Origin of the sequence: Vibrio owensii (genome assembly GCF_002021755.1) — a bacterium.
GTDB lineage: Bacteria > Pseudomonadota > Gammaproteobacteria > Enterobacterales > Vibrionaceae > Vibrio > Vibrio owensii.
Genome location: NZ_CP019960.1, coordinates 566,870 through 584,859, shown reverse-complemented (window position 1 = coordinate 584,859; position 17,990 = coordinate 566,870). Strand labels below are relative to the sequence as shown.

Genomic DNA, 17,990 nt, shown 5'->3' with positions numbered 1-17,990 from the left:
CGGGGAAAGTGTATCAAAGTGTAAGCCAATGAAACGACTCGCAAACATCGTAATTAGCAGGCTATATTTGTTGCGATCCTGTACTCGAATCGCAATGAAAGTCGTGTAAATGTTGTGGGTTAGAGAACGGAGATTATTTGCACAATGATAGGCCGATAACCTAGTAAAACGAAAACTTCGTAAGCGCAGCGTATGATTTGACTATTTTTTTAAACAAAATGCGTTATCATGCAAGTAATTCAAAGCTTTCGACCGAGAGGATTACTATGATTTCTAAATGGGAGAAACGTTTTTACCAAATGGCTGAGCTTGTGGCGTCTTGGAGTAAAGATCCATCAACGCAAGTTGGCGCGGTAATCACTAAAAACAACCGCATTGTCTCTGTTGGCTTTAACGGCTACCCACACGGTGTTTCCGACAGTGTGGATACAGATGAACGTGAACTGAAGTATCTAAAAACGTTGCACGCAGAAGAGAACGCGATTTTGTTCTCTAAACGCGATTTAGACGGTTGTGATATTTGGGTTACCCACTTCCCTTGCCCGAACTGCGCTGCGAAAATCATTCAAACAGGTATTGCACGCGTAAGTTGCCCTGAACAATCTGAAGATTTCTTATCTCGCTGGGGCGACAAGATCCAAGTGAGCCAAGACATGTTCGACCAAGCAGGTGTGGAAGTAAACTGGCTACCAATCAGCGAAATCGAAGAGAAAAGCGTTCGCTAAGTTATCACTGAGCTTTTGTTTGAGCACTCAGGCAACCATAGCTCGAAAGACAAATGAAAAAGCCCAGACACGCGTCTGGGCTTTTGTTTATCTAAATGGTGAGGTTAACCAGCTGTAAGATTAACCGTGTTTCTTCGCCGTTAGTTCTGCAATCTTGACTATCACTTGTACCGACTTCTCCATCATCTCCACAGAGATAAATTCATGGATACCGTGGAAGTTATAACCCCCCGTGAAAATGTTTGGACAAGGCAAGCCCATGAACGACAAACGCGCACCATCTGTACCACCGCGAATTGGCTTAATCAGAGGTTCAACATCGCACGCTTCCATCGCTTGCTTCGCTAAGTCGATAATGTGAGGGTATGGTTCAACCATTTCACGCATGTTGTAATAGCTGTCAGTTAACTTCAACTCAACCGAACCGTGTTTCAAGCCTGCGTTCATGTCATCAACGAGCTTCTGCATAAAGGCTTTACGCTTTTCCAGACCTTCACGGTCGAAGTCACGGATGATGTAACCTAGCTCACTGCGAGCGACACCAAGTTCACCAGATTTTAGGTGGAAGAAGCCTTCATAGCCCTCTGTCGTTTCTGGCGTTTGATCTTCTGGCATCTGCACTTGGAATTTAGCCGCCAAGTTCATTGCATTAACCAATTTACCTTTTGCTGTGCCTGGGTGAACGCTCACGCCATGGAAGATAACGTCTGCACTGGTTGCGTTGAAGTTTTCGTATTCCAACTCACCTTGTGGGCCACCGTCGATGGTGTAAGCCCACTCAGCACCAAATTTCTCAACATCAAACAAATCAGCACCACGGCCAATTTCTTCGTCGGGAGTAAAACCAATACAGATGTCACCATGTGGGATTTCTGGGTTTTCAATCAACATCGCGACCGCAGAAAGAATCGCTGCAATGCCCGCTTTGTTGTCAGCGCCAAGAAGCGTTGTGCCATCTGTGGTAATCAGGTTGTGGCCATGAAGCTCATGCAAATCTGGATACTGCACTGGAGAAAGCACTTCATCACCTAGACCAAGTGCGATATCGCCACCTTGGTAATCTTCAATAAATTGTGGTTTTACGTTTTTACCTGAAGCATCAGGAGCCGTGTCCATGTGCGCGATAAAACCAATTGCTGGCACATCATAATCAACGTTAGATGGCAGCTTAGCCATTAGATAGCCATTGTCACTCAAGGTCACGTTGCTTAAACCAAGTTCAATCATTTCTTTTTTAAGCTGCTGAGCAAATACAAGTTGCCCGCCGCTGCTTGGGCAAGCTGATTCGTGGGGATTAGATTGAGTATCGAACGTGACGTAGCGAAGAAATCTTTCAACTAAATGCTTCATAATTATTCTCATTGTTTTGAGCGAAGGATGCCACGCACAGGGATGTAAGGTGTGCGAGGATCCTATCCAACATGGTTCGATAAGCCATGTTACGCTCATGCCACAATAAGAATTTGCTTTGAATCAGTTTTTCATCAGAAAGTGCTGACACGCCACATCAGCACTCACATTAAGGGATTGTTTTATCGAGAATTAATTCAATAAGTCTTCAGCAAGTTCACGCCATTCGCGGATTTTTCCGTGGAAATGTCGCCACTGTTTATCACTCATTGTTTGAGAAATATCTAGGGTGAATTGATCCGTTAGAGCGATATTATGATCAATATTCTTGGTCAGTTGATCACTATAATAACTTTCCGGTTCAAACAGGAGCTTCATGAATACCTGCTGGTAAACCACACTATTGTTTTTATTTTCGAAAAGATACTCTAATTCCTGAATTATAGAGGAACGATAATCACGCCATAATGGACTATTAATTATCACATCTTGAGAAAGCTGTTTGGCACGTGCTTTTTGCTTGTTAGATAATTTACCCAACCATTCTTCCATCCACTCTTCTGTATTCTCTAAGACAATTTCTCTCAGCTCTTGTTCCGTTTTCCCTGCATATTTTTCATCTCGTTCTTTGTAACGCTCTTTTACGCTATCGACGAACTCCGATTCTTGCTTACTGTCTAACTGCATACTCAACGAGAACAGGTCTGGTGCGGCTTTCGAGACAAGACGTTGGTAATGGTCTCGCATTTGATCTCGGTTAGCTTGCAATGACTCAAGTGTCACACTGTCTTTGTTCAGTGACTCTAATTGTTTTAAGTGATCGATATATAAGGGTAATTCCTCTTTTTTATGCCAATCCGCCAATAATAAGATACGTTCTTCCAACAGAGCTTCTTGCTCACCATCTAATGAGACGTAGTCATCCAAATATTCAATCACGACCCAATCAATATTGCTGTATAAGAACTTTTTCGCGCAGCCAGCGAGTACCAGAATAGATATCAAAATACATCCGTATCGAACCGCGTTATTAGATAAACTTTTTAATTTCATCACCGATCCATATTCCCTTTTCCATTGATTAAGTTCTATACTCAATCTTAATCACTTATTATTGCGGCAAACTTTCGTCAGTACGGCAAAGTGACATTGCCACTCATGTAGTATATAGAGTTTGAAATTAACTTTTTTATCACAACTATCCGCAAAAAAGTGAGTTAGTGCGCAATTATCGACCAAAACTTGAACGAAACGGCGTTCCTTATATGGCATATAATTTGCATCAATAACATCAGGATAGTTTATGGAGGCGTAGCATGGCTGCTGCTGAGCAACTTGATACGAGTGTAGAGTACGAGATTCGTTACTTTGAACAGGGGAAAATGCACAGTATGAGAGTCGTCGCGGAAGATAAAAACGCGGCACATCATTACTACTTGGAGTGCGGCAAGCATAACAGTGATTTGTATTCGATTCGCCCAGACAAATGAAAAAACCGCCAGTGATTGGCGGTTTTTTTATGCTTAAGATGCGTTTAGCTTTAGGCGGTTATTTGATTTCGCCAAAACGCTCTAGGTAAAGCACAGTCGCGGCGGTGCGAGAAGGCACTTTGAGCTTTTTCAACAAGCTTTTCATGTGTACTTTCACCGTTGACTCAGAGATAAACAAACGATCTGCAATTTGCTTATTACGGAAGCCACGTGCGACCTCTTGCAAGATCTGCGTTTCTCGGTCAGTAAGCGTGTCAAACACGTCTTCTTGCCCTTCACGTTCGTTCAGGTACTTAGCCACGGCTTGGCTGTATGCCTTGTCACCCTCGTGTGCTTGTTTTAGCAACTCAACCAACTCATCTGGCTCGGTATCTTTCAACAAGTAACCATCTGCACCACTTCGCACGATCGCTTCGATGTCCGCAGGGCTATCCGATACCGTTAGGATAACGATACGAGCTTCACAACCGTCTGCGCGCAGCGCTTTCAATGTATCTAAGCCCGACATACCCTTCATGTTCAGATCAAGAAGTACCAAATCCAGTTCTAGTTCGTGAGCTTTAGCAACCGCATCTGCGCCGCTGCTCGCCTCTGCAACCACTTCAAACTCTGGCTCGAAACTGAGAAGCTGATGAATACCACGTCTCATGAGTGGGTGATCATCCACCAGCATTACTTTACACACTGTCAATGTTTACTTCCTTACTATGTTGGAATTCTAGTCTTACGATACAGCCATTATTCTTCGCTGCCTCTATTCTGAGGTCGGCGTGCAACCTTGCCGCACGCTCTTGCATGATGCTCATACCGTAATGATTTAATTTTTCATCTTGTTGCTCAAAGCCTATACCATCATCGGTGACCGTCACTGTGACTGTCCCTTCAGAATCAAGACATTGAATATCAATATTTTTAGCTTGAGCGTGCTTGATCGCATTAATTGTCGCTTCTCTGATCAACTGTAGTAGATGTACCTGTTGGTGCGCATCTAATTCTGTTGAAGAGAGCTTGTTATTGAGAGAGATTTCAGCCGCCGTTTGATCGTCTAGCGTCGAAACCATCTCTTGAAGTGCCTGACCAAAACTGCCCTCTTTTATCGTGAGACGGAATGTAGTCAGCAATTCACGTAACTGGGTGTAGGCCGCTGAAAGCCCGGTATCTAATTCAGCAATCACTTGATTAGTTTGCGCGATCGCTTTCTCATCAGGGATGTTCTTCACACTGCGTTTTAACAGCGACACTTGAATCTTCAGATAAGACAAGGCTTGAGCCAATGAATCATGAAGCTCGCGAGCAATGGTGGCACGCTCTTCCATCAGCAATAATTGCTCGGCTTGTCGTTGCGCTCGGTTGTAATATACCGCACGAGATAAGATTTGAACAAAGTTATCAATAAGGGACTCATTTGGGCAAGGTAGCCCTACTTTCCAATGCAAGAAGCCAAGATGCTCGCCATCTAAAGTAAGCGGCTTACTGTGGCATTCACTGTCACACTCATGACGACACTCTTCCCCTTCCGTAAGAATCCAATTTGGTTCCCCAATTTGATCAATTTCGAGCTTAACAGCACGAATTCCTTCCAAACTTGCAATATGTTGTAAAATCGCTTGGAAATTTTCTTGATGAATACGAGAAGCGGTCAACTCTTTTGATGAATCATACAGTACTTGGAGTGTTTGGTTTGCATGTTGAAGCTTGCGAGTTTTCTCATCCACCGCCAGCTCCAGCCCTCGATATAGCTTCCCTAAATCAGTCGCCATCCGATTGAAAGTTCGAGTTAAAATGCCCATTTCATTGTCACTCGACACATTCAGCGAAACGTCAAAAGAACGGTTCTGGATCTGCTCACTGGCAAACACTAGTGCGCGTAATGGCCTTACGACTTCTAGCCTCACAAAGTGCACAACAAACATGCTCACGCACAAGATCCCGCCGAGCCCTAATCCACCAATCCACGCTAAGTTAATCAGTTTTTGTTCAGAATAGTTCTGTAGCTTAAACACGAAACCGTCAATTTGTTGAACAAAACCAGCCACTAACACCAAATACTGATCTCTGTCTTGGCTCTTTAATACGGTTTTCAGCTCGTGCCAGCGAAGAATCAATCGATAGTAATCTTTTGTAATATCTTCTGGGACCGACCAATGTTGCAGTGCGAGCATCGAGTGGGAATAAATGGACTGCTCAAATAAATCAATATGTGAAGAATAATCGACAGATTCACTTTGAATATCATGAGCTAAGCGATAGCTCTGCATTCGCATAGAGCCAGAAACGTTGACGGCCTCTGCATCATTTAAGCTCGACGCAAGAGTGAAAATAGCAAAGCCAGTGGTCGCGACAGAAAGAAGCAAAATCAACATCATGGCAGACGCAATCGTGCGCGTTACTGACTTTTTCACATTTTTAAACAACTCTGAACTCCGCTCATTTGATAACCATGTTTGTCTTTATACAACACGTATTATCTTTCAACTTTATCAATATGTGATCACCTGCGACGGAATTTATTGATCCAAAACAATATTGCGTCCTAATTACCCCCTAAGAGGTATTTATAGATATATGTCAAAAACTACAATTTCGTGTACTTAAATGACAGTTTATTAATGAAATTGTGGACTATGCTTAGTTTGGGTTTCAATTTCCGAGGTGACTAAGTGGTAGACCTTTCTAGAAGAAGACTTTTTGCACGTAAAGCGCAGCCAGATAATTCGGTACGTCTTCCTTGGTTAGCTAAGCCGACTCAATTCACAGACGATTGCACTCGCTGCGGTAAATGCATCGAGGCTTGTGAAACTAAGATTATAACTAAAAGCGACGGCGGATTTCCTGCGGTCGATTTTTCGATTGATGAATGCACGTTTTGTTACCAGTGCGCTGAAGCTTGTCCAGAGCCGCTATTCTTAGCAGAAGCTGAACAACCGTGGCACGCAAAAGCAAGCATCAACGAAAGCTGTTTAGCAAAACAAAATGTCGAATGCCGAAGCTGTGGGGACATGTGCGACCCGATGGCAATCCAGTTCAAGTTAGAACTTGGCAAAGTAGCACAACCAAATTTAGACCTTGATGAGTGTAACGGCTGCGGCGCCTGTGTTTCAGTGTGCCCTACTTCATCCATCAATGTGAGCAATATAACAGCCTAGCCGTTAGTGGTCGGCGCGAAAGGCGATAAAACGAGAGAGATGTATGTCACTAAACGAAGTGCACATTTCGAGTCTGGTAGTCCATGTTCTGCCTGAACATCTGGCTGAGGTCAAAACCCAGATTGAAGCGTACGAAAACGCGGAAATCTACGGTGACAGCCCAGAAGGCAAAATCGTGGTGGTGCTAGAAACTGAGAACCAAGGTTTCATCACCGACACTATCGATGCGATTAATAATTTACCGAATGTCTTGAGCACAGTACTGGTTTATCACCAAATCGAAACTGGGCTTGAAGAAACGGAAGAAAAAGACACTGGAACACAACATTCCCAAATCGAGGGTGAAGTATGAAAATGACAAGACGTGCGTTTGTGAAAGCAAACGCGGCTGCATCAGCTGCTGCTGTCGCAGGTATTACACTACCGGCTTCTGCAACCAATCTGATTGCAAGCTCTGATCAAACTAAAATCACATGGGACAAAGCGCCTTGTCGTTTCTGTGGTACAGGCTGTTCTGTTCTTGTTGGTACACAAAACGGCAAAGTGGTAGCAACTCAGGGTGACCCTGAAGCACCAGTAAACAAAGGCCTAAACTGTATCAAAGGTTACTTCCTTTCTAAGATCATGTACGGTCAAGACCGTCTGACTCAGCCTCTTCTTCGAATGAAAGATGGCAAATACAACAAAGATGGCGACTTCACTCCTGTATCTTGGGATGCGGCTTTCGACATCATGGCTGAAAAATGGAAAGCTTCTCTAGAGAAGAAAGGCCCAACAAGCATCGGTATGTTTGGTTCTGGTCAATGGACCGTAATGGAAGGTTACGCTGCCGCTAAAATGATGAAAGCGGGTTTCCGTTCTAACAACATCGACCCGAACGCACGTCACTGTATGGCGTCTGCAGTAGTAGGCTTCATGCGTGCATTTGGTATCGATGAACCAATGGGTTGTTACGATGACTTCGAGAACGCAGATGCCTTCGTTCTTTGGGGTTCAAACATGGCAGAAATGCACCCAGTTCTTTGGACTCGTATTACCGACCGTCGCCTAAGCCACCCTCACGTTAAAGTGAACGTGCTTTCTACTTACTACCACCGTTCATTTGAGTTGGCAGACCACGGCTACATTTTCAATCCTCAGTCTGACCTTGCGATTGCTAACTTCATCGCAAACTACATCATCGAAAACGATGCAGTAAACTGGGACTTCGTGAACAAGCACACGAACTTCACTCAAGCAGATACTGACATCGGTTACGGTCTACGTGACGATGATCCGCTACAAAAAGCAGCGAAGAACCCGAACTCTGGCAAGCTAACTTCTATCTCTTTCGAAGAGTACAAGAAGTCAGTTGCACCATACACAGTAGAGAAAGCATCTGAAATCTCTGGTGTAGAGAAAGAAAAACTGATTGAGCTTGCGAAGCAATACGCGGATCCAAACACGAAAGTAATGTCTCTATGGACGATGGGTATGAACCAACATACTCGTGGTGTATGGATGAACAACTTGGTTTACAACATCCACCTACTAACCGGTAAGATTGCGACTCCGGGTAACAGCCCATTCTCACTAACAGGTCAGCCATCAGCGTGTGGTACGGCTCGTGAGGTTGGTACGTTTGCTCACCGTCTACCAGCAGACATGGTGGTTGCTAACCCTAAACACCGTAAGATCGCAGAAGACATCTGGAAACTACCAGAAGGTACTATTCCACCAAAACCTGGCTTCCACGCAGTACTACAAGACCGTATGTTGCATGACGGCGTTCTGAACTGTTACTGGGTTCAATGTAACAACAACATGCAAGCAGGTCCGAACATCAACACTGAACGTCTTCCTGGTTACCGTAACCCAGAAAACTTCATCGTTGTATCTGACCCATACCCAACAGCAACAGCGCAGGCAGCTGACCTTATCCTTCCTACAGCAATGTGGATCGAGAAAGAAGGTGCTTACGGTAACGCAGAGCGTCGTACGCAGGCTTGGTACCAACAAGTTGAGACTATTGGCGATGCGAAGTCTGACCTATGGCAGGTAATGGAATTTGCAAAACGCTTCAAGATGGAAGAAGTGTGGCCAGAAGAGCTACTTGCAAAAGCACCTGAATACCGCGGTAAGACAATGTACGACATGCTGTTCAAGAACGGTCAAGTCGACAAGTTCCCTATCGAAGAAGCGCGTGAGATGAACGATGATGCTCACCACTTCGGCTACTACGTACAGAAAGGTCTGTTCGAAGAGTACGCGACGTTTGGCCGTGGTCACGGTCACGACTTAGCACCATACGATGTTTACCACACAGTACGTGGTCTACGTTGGCCGGTTGTTGATGGCAAAGAAACACAATGGCGCTTTAAAGAAGGCTCTGACCCGTACGCGAAAGCTGGTTCAGGTTGGGATTTCTACGGCAATGCTGATGGTAAAGCGAAGATCATCTCTGCACCATACGAAGCGCCACCAGAAGTGCCAAACGAAGAGTTTGACCTATGGCTATGTACTGGCCGTGTTCTTGAGCACTGGCACACAGGTACTATGACTCGTCGTGTACCAGAGCTTTACAAAGCGGTTCCTGACGCCGTGGTTTACATGCACCCTGCGGATGCGAAGAAACGTAACGTTCGTCGCGGTGAAGAAGTTCTGATTGCAAACAAACGTGGTGAAGTACGCGTTCGCGTTGAAACTCGCGGCCGTAACCGTCCACCTGAAGGCTTGGTATTCGTACCATTCTTTGATGCCCGTATTTTGATTAACAAGTTGATCCTTGATGCGACTGACCCACTGTCAAAACAGACAGACTTTAAGAAGTGTCCAGTCAAAATCACCAAAGTCGCTTAACCGTCAAATAACGAATGCAAGGGCCGTCTACTCGGCGGCCTAAAAAGAATTTAAGCCATAAGGCGGAGATGAAATGATGAAAAAATACCTTATCGCACTTTTATCTGTAGGTGCTTTGTTGACAGGCGTTGCACAAGCTGAGCTGGACAATCCGGGTGGCACAGGCGGTCTAGACTCGCTACGTGGTACTGCACAACTTGAAGACACGCGTCCTGCAGATGATTTCAAAGACTTTCCAAAAGACCAAATCGTTGCAGACAGCTTTGTATATCAGCCGCCGCTGATCCCACATAGCATCCGCAACTACGAAGTGTCTTTGAACGCAAACAAATGTCTAGCATGTCACAGCTGGAAAAATGCTAAAGACGCAGGCGCTACCAAAATCAGTGTAACGCACTACGTTAACCGTGAAGACGCGGTACTGGCAGATATGTCGCCACGTCGTTACTTCTGTTTGCAATGTCACGTTCCACAAACAAGTGCTACTCCACTAGTGGAAAACGAGTTTAAGGCAGTCGATTCGCTTCAGTAATTGAAACGCGAGTACTAAGAGGTTACTTATGAAAATACTTAAAGCGTTTTGGAAGAGACTGTCGAGCCCAAGTAAAGCTGCCGCTGGTATCGTTTTATTCTTAGGCTTTACTGGTGGTCTTCTATTTTGGGGCGCGTTCAACACGGGTATGGAAGCGACCAACACAGAAGAGTTCTGTTCTGGCTGTCACGCTCCAATCGTTGCTGAAATTCAAGAAACGATTCACTACTCGAACCGCTCTGGTGTTCGTGCAATCTGTTCAGACTGTCACGTACCACACGAATGGACCGATAAAATCGTTCGTAAAGTTCAGGCATCTAAAGAGCTGTTCGCGCACTTCGTAACGAAGACGATCGACACGCCGGAGAAATTCCAAGCACGTCGTGAGCACTTAGCCGAACGTGAATGGGCACGAATGAAGAAAAACGACTCACTTGAGTGTCGTAACTGTCACGAGTTCGACTTCATGGATTACTCTCAACAGGGTAAACGTGCAGCTGAACAACACTCAACCGCTCTGGCTTCAGGCGAGAAAACGTGTGTAGACTGTCACAAAGGTATCGCACACAAACTGCCTGACATGCACGGCGTTGAAGGCTGGCAATAAGGAGAAACAAAGACAATGAGTAATCTTGAATCCTTTATCTGGCATTTCCTTGGGTACAGTGCAATGCCAGTTATTATTCTTTCCGGCTTTGTCGGAGTAGCAGCAGTCTCTCTATGGCTACTCTCACTAGGTAAGGATAAAGAGGTTTAATCTGCCTCGAATCAGTCGACATTTTTGCCTATTTTGTTGACGGAAAACGCCAAGCATTTGCTTGGCGTTTTTTCTTTGTGGTTTTGACAATTCAATTCCGCTGACAATGCTCTAAGAAGTTCTGTTTTCAATCCCCTCCCACCGACTCAAACTCTCATTACCATAACTCAAGCTTCCGTGCTTCACTCCCTCACTAAGCCTCCTCGGCTTCCTTGAGGTACGCCAAAACAAAAAAGGCGACCATGGTAGGCCGCCAAATGAGACTGCTGTGAGGAGCAGCTTAGGACTCTTTGATTGGCAATACTTGTCTTACGTACTGACCCGGAGCGTCTTCAATCACTGGATTCTGCTCTGACCCCACAGGGAACGGCTCAACTTGCTCTTCTGGGTTGAATTGCAACAGCCATTGATGCCAATGCGTCCACCAAGAGCCTTCCTGGTGATTAGCGTTGTTAAACCATTCATCAGCCGAGTCATCAAGGTTGTCGTTTAACCAGTAGCCATACTTGTTTTTAGCAGGATGGTTAACGATACCCGCGATGTGGCCAGACTCGCCCAACACAAAGGTCTTGTTGCCGCCAGTATTGAGTGCACCACGATAGGTTCCTTGCCACAATGCGATATGGTCTTCTTTGGTCGATACAAAGTAGCTCGGGATCTTAATCTTATTTAGATCGATCCAGACGCCACCGATCTTCACGCCCTTGTCTTGAACGAGCTTGTTCTCTAGATAGAGTTCACGCAATAAGAAGTTGTGGGAAGCTGCACTCACATTGGTGCTGTCGCTATTCCAGTACAGAAGATCGAAGTCTACAGGGCTGTTGCCTTTGAGGTAGTTATCAACGTAGTAGTTCCAATATAAGCTGTTCTCACGCAGCAAACTGAACGTCACGCTAAGAGAGCGACCATCCATGTAACCTTTCGCGTTGTTTTGCGTTTCAATTGCACTGATGATGGTATCGTTGATGTACGCCCCTACTTCGCCCGGCTGAGAGAAGTCCAGTAGCGTGGTAAAGAAGGTTGCCGACTTAATGCGCTTCTTCATACGCTTCGCCGCATAGTACGCAACCGTGCTCGCCAGAACCGTACCACCGATGCAATAACCCGCTGCGTTGATCTGCTCTTGGCCAGTAATATCTTCAATCGCCGTGACCGCTTTCGCCACGCCTTCCGTTACGTAGTCGCCAAACTCAACGTGAGCCTGCTCTTTACCCGGATTGCGCCAAGACATCATAAATACGCTGTGACCTTGCTCTAGCAACCAGCGAACCATAGAGTTCTTCGCCGTTAGGTCAAGGATGTAGTATTTATTGATAAACGGCGGGACGATCAGCAGTGGTGTTGCATTCACTTTTTCTGTCAAAGGACGATATTGAATCAACTCAAACAGTTCGTTTTGGAAAACCACGTCACCCGGCGTTGTCGCAACATCATCCCCCACACGGAAGGCATTATTGTTGGTCATGCGCACTTTGAGAATATCGGCACTCGACTCAACATCTTCCTTAAGCTTTTCCAGCCCCGTCAGCAGGTTTTCACCATTTTGCTCAAGAGTGAGTTTAAGCAGTTCTGGGTTAGTCGCAATGAAGTTAGATGGAGAGAGTGCATTGATAGCTTGGCGAGAAAAGAAAGTAATACGCTCTTTCGTCTTCTCATCAAGACCTTCGATAGAATCAAGCGTGTCGAGGTATGTCTTGCTGAACAATAAGTAGGATTGTTTGATGAAGCTGTACATGGCTTCTTGTTGCCAAGCATCGTTTGAGAAACGCTTATCGCCCTTCTCTGCTTCGATAATTTGTGTTTGGTTGCCCGCTAGTGCCACATTCTGCCATATTTGAAGCTGTTGCTCCCACCATTCGGCTTGTAACTTTAAAATCGCCGCTGGCTGGTTTGCCGCTTGTTCGAACAGTTTGGCAGTATCTTCGAAGTTCACTTCTTGCATGGCCTTATTCAAAGGAGAATTCACGACTGCCTTGTTCACTTCGAAATCATGCCACCACTGATGATTGGTTTCCTGAAGCTTTACAAGATAGTCCGAAAAGAAGTGTTGAAACATAGTCTTACTCCTGTATTCGGAAAAAACAACGCCGCCCAAGATCTCGGGCGGCGATAAGCGGACGTATTACGCAGGAGTAACAGTCTTAAGGTTTTCCGAAGTCATTTGCTCAACGTCTTCTTTGAATTCTTTCGCGATAGATTGCAGCTTGTTGCTGTCGTCCATCATTTGCTGAGAAAGCTTAGTAAGAACAGCTAGCTGTTGGCTGTTGAAAGCCGTTAGAGAAGTCACGTCTTTGATTTCAGACGCTGCTTTCATCTGGTTTAGGCCAACTTCACTGTAAGTGCGGATTGCGTTCAGTTGAAGCTCAGTAAGAACTTCCACGTTCTTTGTCACTAGCTTGTTGAACTTCAAGTATGGTTCTAGATTCTTTTCAGTTTGATCGCTAAAAGTTTTGAAGAAATCAGTGTACATGGTTTATCTCCTAGAGAAAGAATTAAAAATGTCCGTTTAAATAACTACTTAACTGCTTTTACAACCACAGCCGTGCCCATACCGCCGCCTACACAAAGTGAAGCAACACCGTACTGACCGTCTTGTTTGTGAAGTTCGTGTACTAGCGTAACCAGAATGCGGTTACCCGATGCACCGAGTGGGTGGCCCAATGCGATAGCACCACCATTAAAGTTGGCTTTATCTTGAATTGAGCTCACTGGTACTTGGTTGGTTTCTGCCAGTTTATGAATCACACCTAGTGCTTGCGCAGCAAAGGCTTCATTCAGTTCATAAACATCAATGTCGCTGGTTTTCAGCTCGGCTTTTTTCAGCGCCTTATTCACTGATTCCACAGGACCAAGACCCATAATCTTAGGATCCAAGCCGGATTGAGCGTAGCTCACCACTTCAGCAATTGGCGTCAGACCATGCGCTTGAACCGCGCTTTCTGATGCTAAAATGATGGCACTTGCACCGTCGTTGATACCTGAAGCGTTACCTGCGGTTACTGTACCTTCACGGTCAAACGCAGGACGTAGCTTGCTCAAACCTTCTAGCGTCGCGTTCGCTTTTGGATATTCATCTGTATCAAATACAACAGTTTCGCGGCGCTGCTTGACTTCTACTGGGACAATTTCATCTTTGAACTTGCCTGCTTCAATCGCAGCCACGGCTTTCTGCTGGCTTAAAAGTGCATATTCGTCTTGTTGTTGACGCGATAAGCCCACTTCCTTAGCCACATTTTCTGCGGTTACGCCCATGTGGTATTGGTTGTAAACGTCGGTCAAACCGTCTGCAATAAGGAGATCTTTCAACTCCATGTTGCCCATCTTGTTACCATCACGTACAACGCTAGGCACAATGAATGGGATTTGTGACATCACTTCTACACCTGCAGCCACAACGATTTCTGCATCGCCACTGCGAATATGAGAAACGCCATCCATGACGGTTTTCATACCACTGCCGCAAACCATGTTAACGCCGTATGCAGGGACTGACTCTGGAATGCCAGCAAACAATGCCGCTTGACGCCCAACACCCATGCCTTGCCCTGCGGCAATCACGTTACCAACGATAACCTCATCAACTTTATCGCCAGATAGTGATGCGGCCTCAAGAGCACCTTTGATCGCAACCGCAGCTAGATCGCCTGCTGATGTGTTTTTTAAGCTTCCGCCAAACGCACCGATAGGTGTGCGTTTCGCTGCAACGATAAATACTTTTTCCATCATCCCACTCCTTAGCTCATGTATAGGCCGCCATTCACTGACAATGTCTCGCCAGTGATGTACGCGCCGGCATCACTCACTAAGAAGCTTACTGATGCTGCAATTTCTTCAGGCGTAGCTAAACGCTTCATTGGAATTTGGTTAGTAATAGACTCAAGCACTTCCGGCTTCATCTGTTCAACCATTGGCGTGCCTGTGTATCCCGGAGCAATCACGTTCACGGTTACGCCAGAACGAGCACCTTCGTACGCCAATGCTTTAGAGAAACCAATCATGCCAGCCTTAGCCGCTGAGTAGTTTGCTTGACCGAACTGGCCTTTAAGGCCATTTACAGAAGAGATGTTAATGATGCGACCACCACCCTTTTCGCACATCGTTGCGAATAAAGGCTGTGTGACATTGAATAAGCTGTTGAGGTTGGTGTTGATTACATCGTTCCAAGCTTGTGCAGTCATCTTTTTAAACACGCCATCACGTGTGATACCTGCATTGTTGATCACGACATCAACGGTTCCTTCTTCCTCAAGCAAAAGTGCTAATTTTTCAGCACATTGCGCTGTGTTGGTGACATCCAATTCAAAAAGGCGTACCTGATCTTTCGTAAACCCTTTTTCATTAAACCATTCCAAAGCACATTCATAATTACCAGTATAATAAGTAGCTATTACTCGATAACCATCATTCACTAATTGAGAGGAAATAGCAGAACCAATTCCGCCTTTTGATCCAGTGATCAAAGCGACTTTCTTCATTGAAGACTCCATTCTTAACGGCATTAAAAAAGCGAATTAAGACACTGGCGAAATGTATCGCCAACTGACGTGTTAATTTATTCTTGTGGCAACAAATCCTCTGCTGCCTTTTATTTTAAGTTAACCTAGAAATATTACATTTCAAATAAAAAACTCATTCATTTGCATAAGATTGATTTAGATCTCACTCGCAATGAAATGCTATAAAAACGTTAACTTAACATAAGCTCATGTTTTAAAAGAAAAAACCTTAACTACAATGTCATTATTAAATTAAAAAAACACTGCTTATTCAGTAAGTTGCACGCATTTTTATGTGCGTTACATTGACTAAGAGTTTAAGATCATCCTTCTTCAATCAAGTAATAAATTGCGATTAAATCATTGGAGCAATACTTCTAACCGACTTACTAATAAATATGAAACATATCATTTGTTTAGCATTTTATTGAGTATTTAATTTATTAAAACAAACCTCACTTGGTGATAAATTTGTTTATTGGAAAAATATTAAATATCAAGTAAACATTCTTTTAACCTTAATTCCAATCAGCCACATTTATTTATAAATGTCATTCTTTGGTGCAATGTCGCATTAATATGTCGCATGCATTTAATTACTATTTAAGTTTTATTAAATAATTGAATATTAACTCTATACTGGCGCATTCAAGATTGTTTAGAGGTGGCATCTCTTCTCCTTTTGCACTATCTTTGTGGCCTAGTTGTTTACTTATACAATCATCAATATTCATGAATACAGCCTTGTTAACCATGTTCATCCCCACCTTCTTTTTTGTCTCTATTACGCCTGGGATGTGCATGACGCTTGCTCTAACACTAGGGATGAGTGTCGGATATCGACGAACCCTATGGATGATGGCAGGCGAATTAGTTGGTGTTGCTCTCGTTTCTGTCGCAGCAGTACTCGGTATCGCAGCCATTATGCTTAACTACCCTTGGTTATTTACCGCACTTAAATTGATTGGTGGTGGTTACTTACTCTACTTGGGTATCGAAATGTGGCGCTCAAGAGGCAAACTCGCGATCAATGTTGAGAACGTTGATGTCCCTACCAGCGGCAACTGGGATTTGCTCTTGCAGGGCTTTGTTACTGCTATTGCGAACCCAAAGGGCTGGGCGTTTATGATTTCTCTTCTGCCTCCTTTTATCGATCAGAGTGCTGATCTTGCACCTCAACTTGTCATACTGGTTTCTATTATTTTGATGTTTGAGTTCATTTGTATGTCTCTTTACGCAACAGGCGGCAAAGGATTTAAGCGTTTACTGGGGCAATCAAAAAACGTACGCTTAATGAACCGAATCGCTGGCACCTTGATGATGGGTGTGGGTGTATGGCTATTAATGAGTTAGAAAAGCCAAAGCTATGAAGAACATTTTAAACAAGCTCAAGCAATCTATTGGTGAAGTGCTGGATTTTCAGGCCCGAGTGTGGGTTGTCAACGTCTATGCCGGCGAACATAAAGGCGAGTCTTATGTGGTTAATGAAGACAGTTTTTCTGAGCCATTACAATGGATGAAAAAGAAAGGGTATAAAGAGGCGATGCTTACCAAAGTTGAATCAATGAAGCGTTCGCAAATCATTGAGTTTGATTTAGGTGCAGTCAAACATCGCTTGATGCGCGTGAAATAGCCCCTCTTCTATTTTCTATTTCGTTTCTCGTTTCTCGTTTCTCGTTTCTCGTTTCTCTAGATAAAAAAGCGCCACTCAAATTGAGTGGCGCAAGCACTTTTACCTTAAACACCAAGCATTATGGTGCAGTGTCGATCTCTACTGGTAGGTAGTGTTTTGGTTCTAGCTTCAACCATTCAGGAAGCACCGTACCAATCGAGATGGATGACCACGTACCTGAAAGTACGCCAATAAACATCGCTGTTGAGAAGCCAGCCAGAGCCGAGCCGCCCATAATCCACAACGCCCCAACAGTGATCAGAGTCGTACCTGATGTCACCATTGTACGAGAGAATGTCGCCAGTACGGCTTCATCGTTGATCTGCTCTGTTTTCCAGTTTTGCTTAGCCACCAGCAATTCACGAATTCGGTCTGCGATGATGATCGAGTCATTGAGCGAGTAACCAAGGATCGCCAGAATCGCCGCAAACACCGTTAGGTTGAACTCCATTTGTGTAATCGCAAAGAAGCCTAATACCAAGATAACGTCGTGAGCTAATGCGAATAGAGAACCACTCGCCAGACGCCATTCAAAGCGGAAACACAAGTAACCAAGAATCGTTAGTACCGAGACTAATAGTGCCAAACCACCTTGATCGAACAGATCTTGACCCACTTGTGCACCAACGATGCTGTTACTCACCACATCCACTTGGTGTGAAATAGGCTTAAGCACATCAGCTACGCTCGGTAGTGTTTGACCTTCTGCAGGCGCAGAGTAGCGAATCACCCAACGGCCATCTTCACCTGAGCGTGTTACTGATGTTGATTCACCAAGCTTAGGTTGAAGTGCGTTAAGCAGATCGTGGTTAGTCAGTTGTTTATCGACTTTCACTTCAGTAACCATACCGCCAGTGAAGTCTAGACCTAGGTTAAGCCCTTTCATACCAAGAGCAACCAGAGCAATAATCGTTAGAATTACCGATACTACAGTCGTGAAGTAACGAATCTTGCGGATATTTTGTTTTAGCATTTCGACCATGA

General features: G+C 44.6%; 19 protein-coding genes. 10 read left to right on the top strand and 9 right to left on the bottom strand.

All coding sequences use genetic code 11. The features are described 5' to 3' along the window. The first annotated feature begins 266 nt into the window (after positions 1 to 266). Entirely contained in the window at positions 267 to 725 is a 459-nt protein-coding gene (locus tag A9237_RS19240; RefSeq protein ID WP_005435882.1) for a dCMP deaminase family protein, read from the top strand. A gap of 120 nt (positions 726 to 845) precedes the next feature. On the opposite strand, the gene pepT is transcribed toward A9237_RS19240, so the two are convergent. Both pepT and A9237_RS19230 read right to left on the bottom strand, forming a co-directional pair. Next, complete coding sequence (pepT, locus tag A9237_RS19235) at positions 846 to 2,075, bottom strand: peptidase T (protein WP_078609151.1); 1,230 nt, start codon at positions 2,073 to 2,075, stop codon at positions 846 to 848. 192 nt (positions 2,076 to 2,267) lie between these two features. Continuing rightward, entirely contained in the window at positions 2,268 to 3,128 is an 861-nt protein-coding gene (locus A9237_RS19230; protein ID WP_078609149.1) for a DUF6279 family lipoprotein, read from the bottom strand. 263 nt (positions 3,129 to 3,391) lie between these two features. On the opposite strand from A9237_RS19230, the gene A9237_RS19225 reads away from it, so the two are divergent. Then, entirely contained in the window at positions 3,392 to 3,565 is a 174-nt protein-coding gene (locus tag A9237_RS19225) for a hypothetical protein (RefSeq protein ID WP_009704747.1), read from the top strand. A 58-nt stretch (positions 3,566 to 3,623) separates the two neighbouring features. On the opposite strand, the gene A9237_RS19220 is transcribed toward A9237_RS19225, so the two are convergent. Together A9237_RS19220 and narQ are read right to left on the bottom strand one after the other, a co-directional pair. Next, positions 3,624 to 4,256: a response regulator gene (locus tag A9237_RS19220; protein WP_009704748.1), complete on the bottom strand. Its 633-nt coding sequence runs from the start codon at positions 4,254 to 4,256 to the stop codon at positions 3,624 to 3,626. Continuing rightward, on the bottom strand, positions 4,243 to 5,979 hold the full coding sequence (gene narQ / locus A9237_RS19215) for a nitrate/nitrite two-component system sensor histidine kinase NarQ (protein WP_078609147.1): 1,737 nt from the start codon (positions 5,977 to 5,979) through the stop codon (positions 4,243 to 4,245). The genes A9237_RS19220 and narQ overlap by 14 nt, the downstream gene beginning before the upstream one ends. Positions 5,980 to 6,225: 246 nt before the next feature. On the opposite strand from narQ, the gene napF reads away from it, so the two are divergent. The 6 genes from napF to A9237_RS19185 all read left to right on the top strand — a co-directional run bounded on the left by napF (position 6,226) and on the right by A9237_RS19185 (position 10,838). Further along, the gene (gene napF / locus A9237_RS19210; RefSeq protein WP_009704750.1) at positions 6,226 to 6,711 is read left to right on the top strand and encodes a ferredoxin-type protein NapF; all 486 of its coding nucleotides are present in this window, start codon (positions 6,226 to 6,228) and stop codon (positions 6,709 to 6,711) included. Between the two features lie 43 nt (positions 6,712 to 6,754). Then, positions 6,755 to 7,063, top strand: coding sequence for a chaperone NapD (locus A9237_RS19205; RefSeq protein WP_005433349.1), 309 nt, complete (start codon positions 6,755 to 6,757; stop codon positions 7,061 to 7,063). Further along, on the top strand, positions 7,060 to 9,549 hold the full coding sequence (gene napA / locus A9237_RS19200) for a periplasmic nitrate reductase subunit alpha (RefSeq protein WP_009704751.1): 2,490 nt from the start codon (positions 7,060 to 7,062) through the stop codon (positions 9,547 to 9,549). The genes A9237_RS19205 and napA overlap by 4 nt, the downstream gene beginning before the upstream one ends. A 76-nt stretch (positions 9,550 to 9,625) precedes the next feature. Continuing rightward, complete coding sequence (locus tag A9237_RS19195; RefSeq protein WP_033005082.1) at positions 9,626 to 10,081, top strand: nitrate reductase cytochrome c-type subunit; 456 nt, start codon at positions 9,626 to 9,628, stop codon at positions 10,079 to 10,081. A 28-nt stretch (positions 10,082 to 10,109) separates the two neighbouring features. After that, positions 10,110 to 10,688: a NapC/NirT family cytochrome c gene (locus A9237_RS19190; RefSeq protein WP_005435291.1), complete on the top strand. Its 579-nt coding sequence runs from the start codon at positions 10,110 to 10,112 to the stop codon at positions 10,686 to 10,688. 15 nt (positions 10,689 to 10,703) lie between these two features. After that, complete coding sequence (locus A9237_RS19185) at positions 10,704 to 10,838, top strand: TIGR02808 family protein (protein WP_009704753.1); 135 nt, start codon at positions 10,704 to 10,706, stop codon at positions 10,836 to 10,838. A gap of 280 nt (positions 10,839 to 11,118) precedes the next feature. Here the strand turns inward: A9237_RS19185 and phaC are convergent, their stop codons facing one another. The 4 genes from phaC to A9237_RS19165 all read right to left on the bottom strand — a co-directional run bounded on the left by phaC (position 11,119) and on the right by A9237_RS19165 (position 15,313). Further along, positions 11,119 to 12,894, bottom strand: coding sequence for a class I poly(R)-hydroxyalkanoic acid synthase (phaC, locus tag A9237_RS19180; protein WP_009704754.1), 1,776 nt, complete (start codon positions 12,892 to 12,894; stop codon positions 11,119 to 11,121). 66 nt (positions 12,895 to 12,960) lie between these two features. Further along, positions 12,961 to 13,308, bottom strand: a complete 348-nt coding sequence (locus tag A9237_RS19175; RefSeq protein ID WP_005435289.1) for a phasin family protein — start codon at positions 13,306 to 13,308, stop codon at positions 12,961 to 12,963. 44 nt (positions 13,309 to 13,352) lie between these two features. Continuing rightward, complete coding sequence (locus tag A9237_RS19170; protein WP_078609145.1) at positions 13,353 to 14,561, bottom strand: acetyl-CoA C-acetyltransferase; 1,209 nt, start codon at positions 14,559 to 14,561, stop codon at positions 13,353 to 13,355. An 11-nt stretch (positions 14,562 to 14,572) separates the two neighbouring features. Beyond that, positions 14,573 to 15,313 (bottom strand): SDR family oxidoreductase, encoded by a 741-nt coding sequence (locus tag A9237_RS19165; protein WP_005435287.1) that lies wholly within the window; start codon positions 15,311 to 15,313, stop codon positions 14,573 to 14,575. A 753-nt stretch (positions 15,314 to 16,066) separates the two neighbouring features. Between A9237_RS19165 and A9237_RS19160 the strand changes: the two genes are divergently transcribed. Together A9237_RS19160 and A9237_RS19155 are read left to right on the top strand one after the other, a co-directional pair. Next, positions 16,067 to 16,687, top strand: coding sequence for a LysE family translocator (locus A9237_RS19160; RefSeq protein ID WP_078609142.1), 621 nt, complete (start codon positions 16,067 to 16,069; stop codon positions 16,685 to 16,687). A 13-nt stretch (positions 16,688 to 16,700) separates the two neighbouring features. Further along, positions 16,701 to 16,967, top strand: coding sequence for a hypothetical protein (locus A9237_RS19155; protein ID WP_005435281.1), 267 nt, complete (start codon positions 16,701 to 16,703; stop codon positions 16,965 to 16,967). A 118-nt stretch (positions 16,968 to 17,085) separates the two neighbouring features. Here the strand turns inward: A9237_RS19155 and secF are convergent, their stop codons facing one another. Continuing rightward, positions 17,086 to 17,988, bottom strand: coding sequence for a protein translocase subunit SecF (secF, locus tag A9237_RS19150; protein WP_009704757.1), 903 nt, complete (start codon positions 17,986 to 17,988; stop codon positions 17,086 to 17,088). Positions 17,989 to 17,990: the final 2 nt, after the last annotated feature.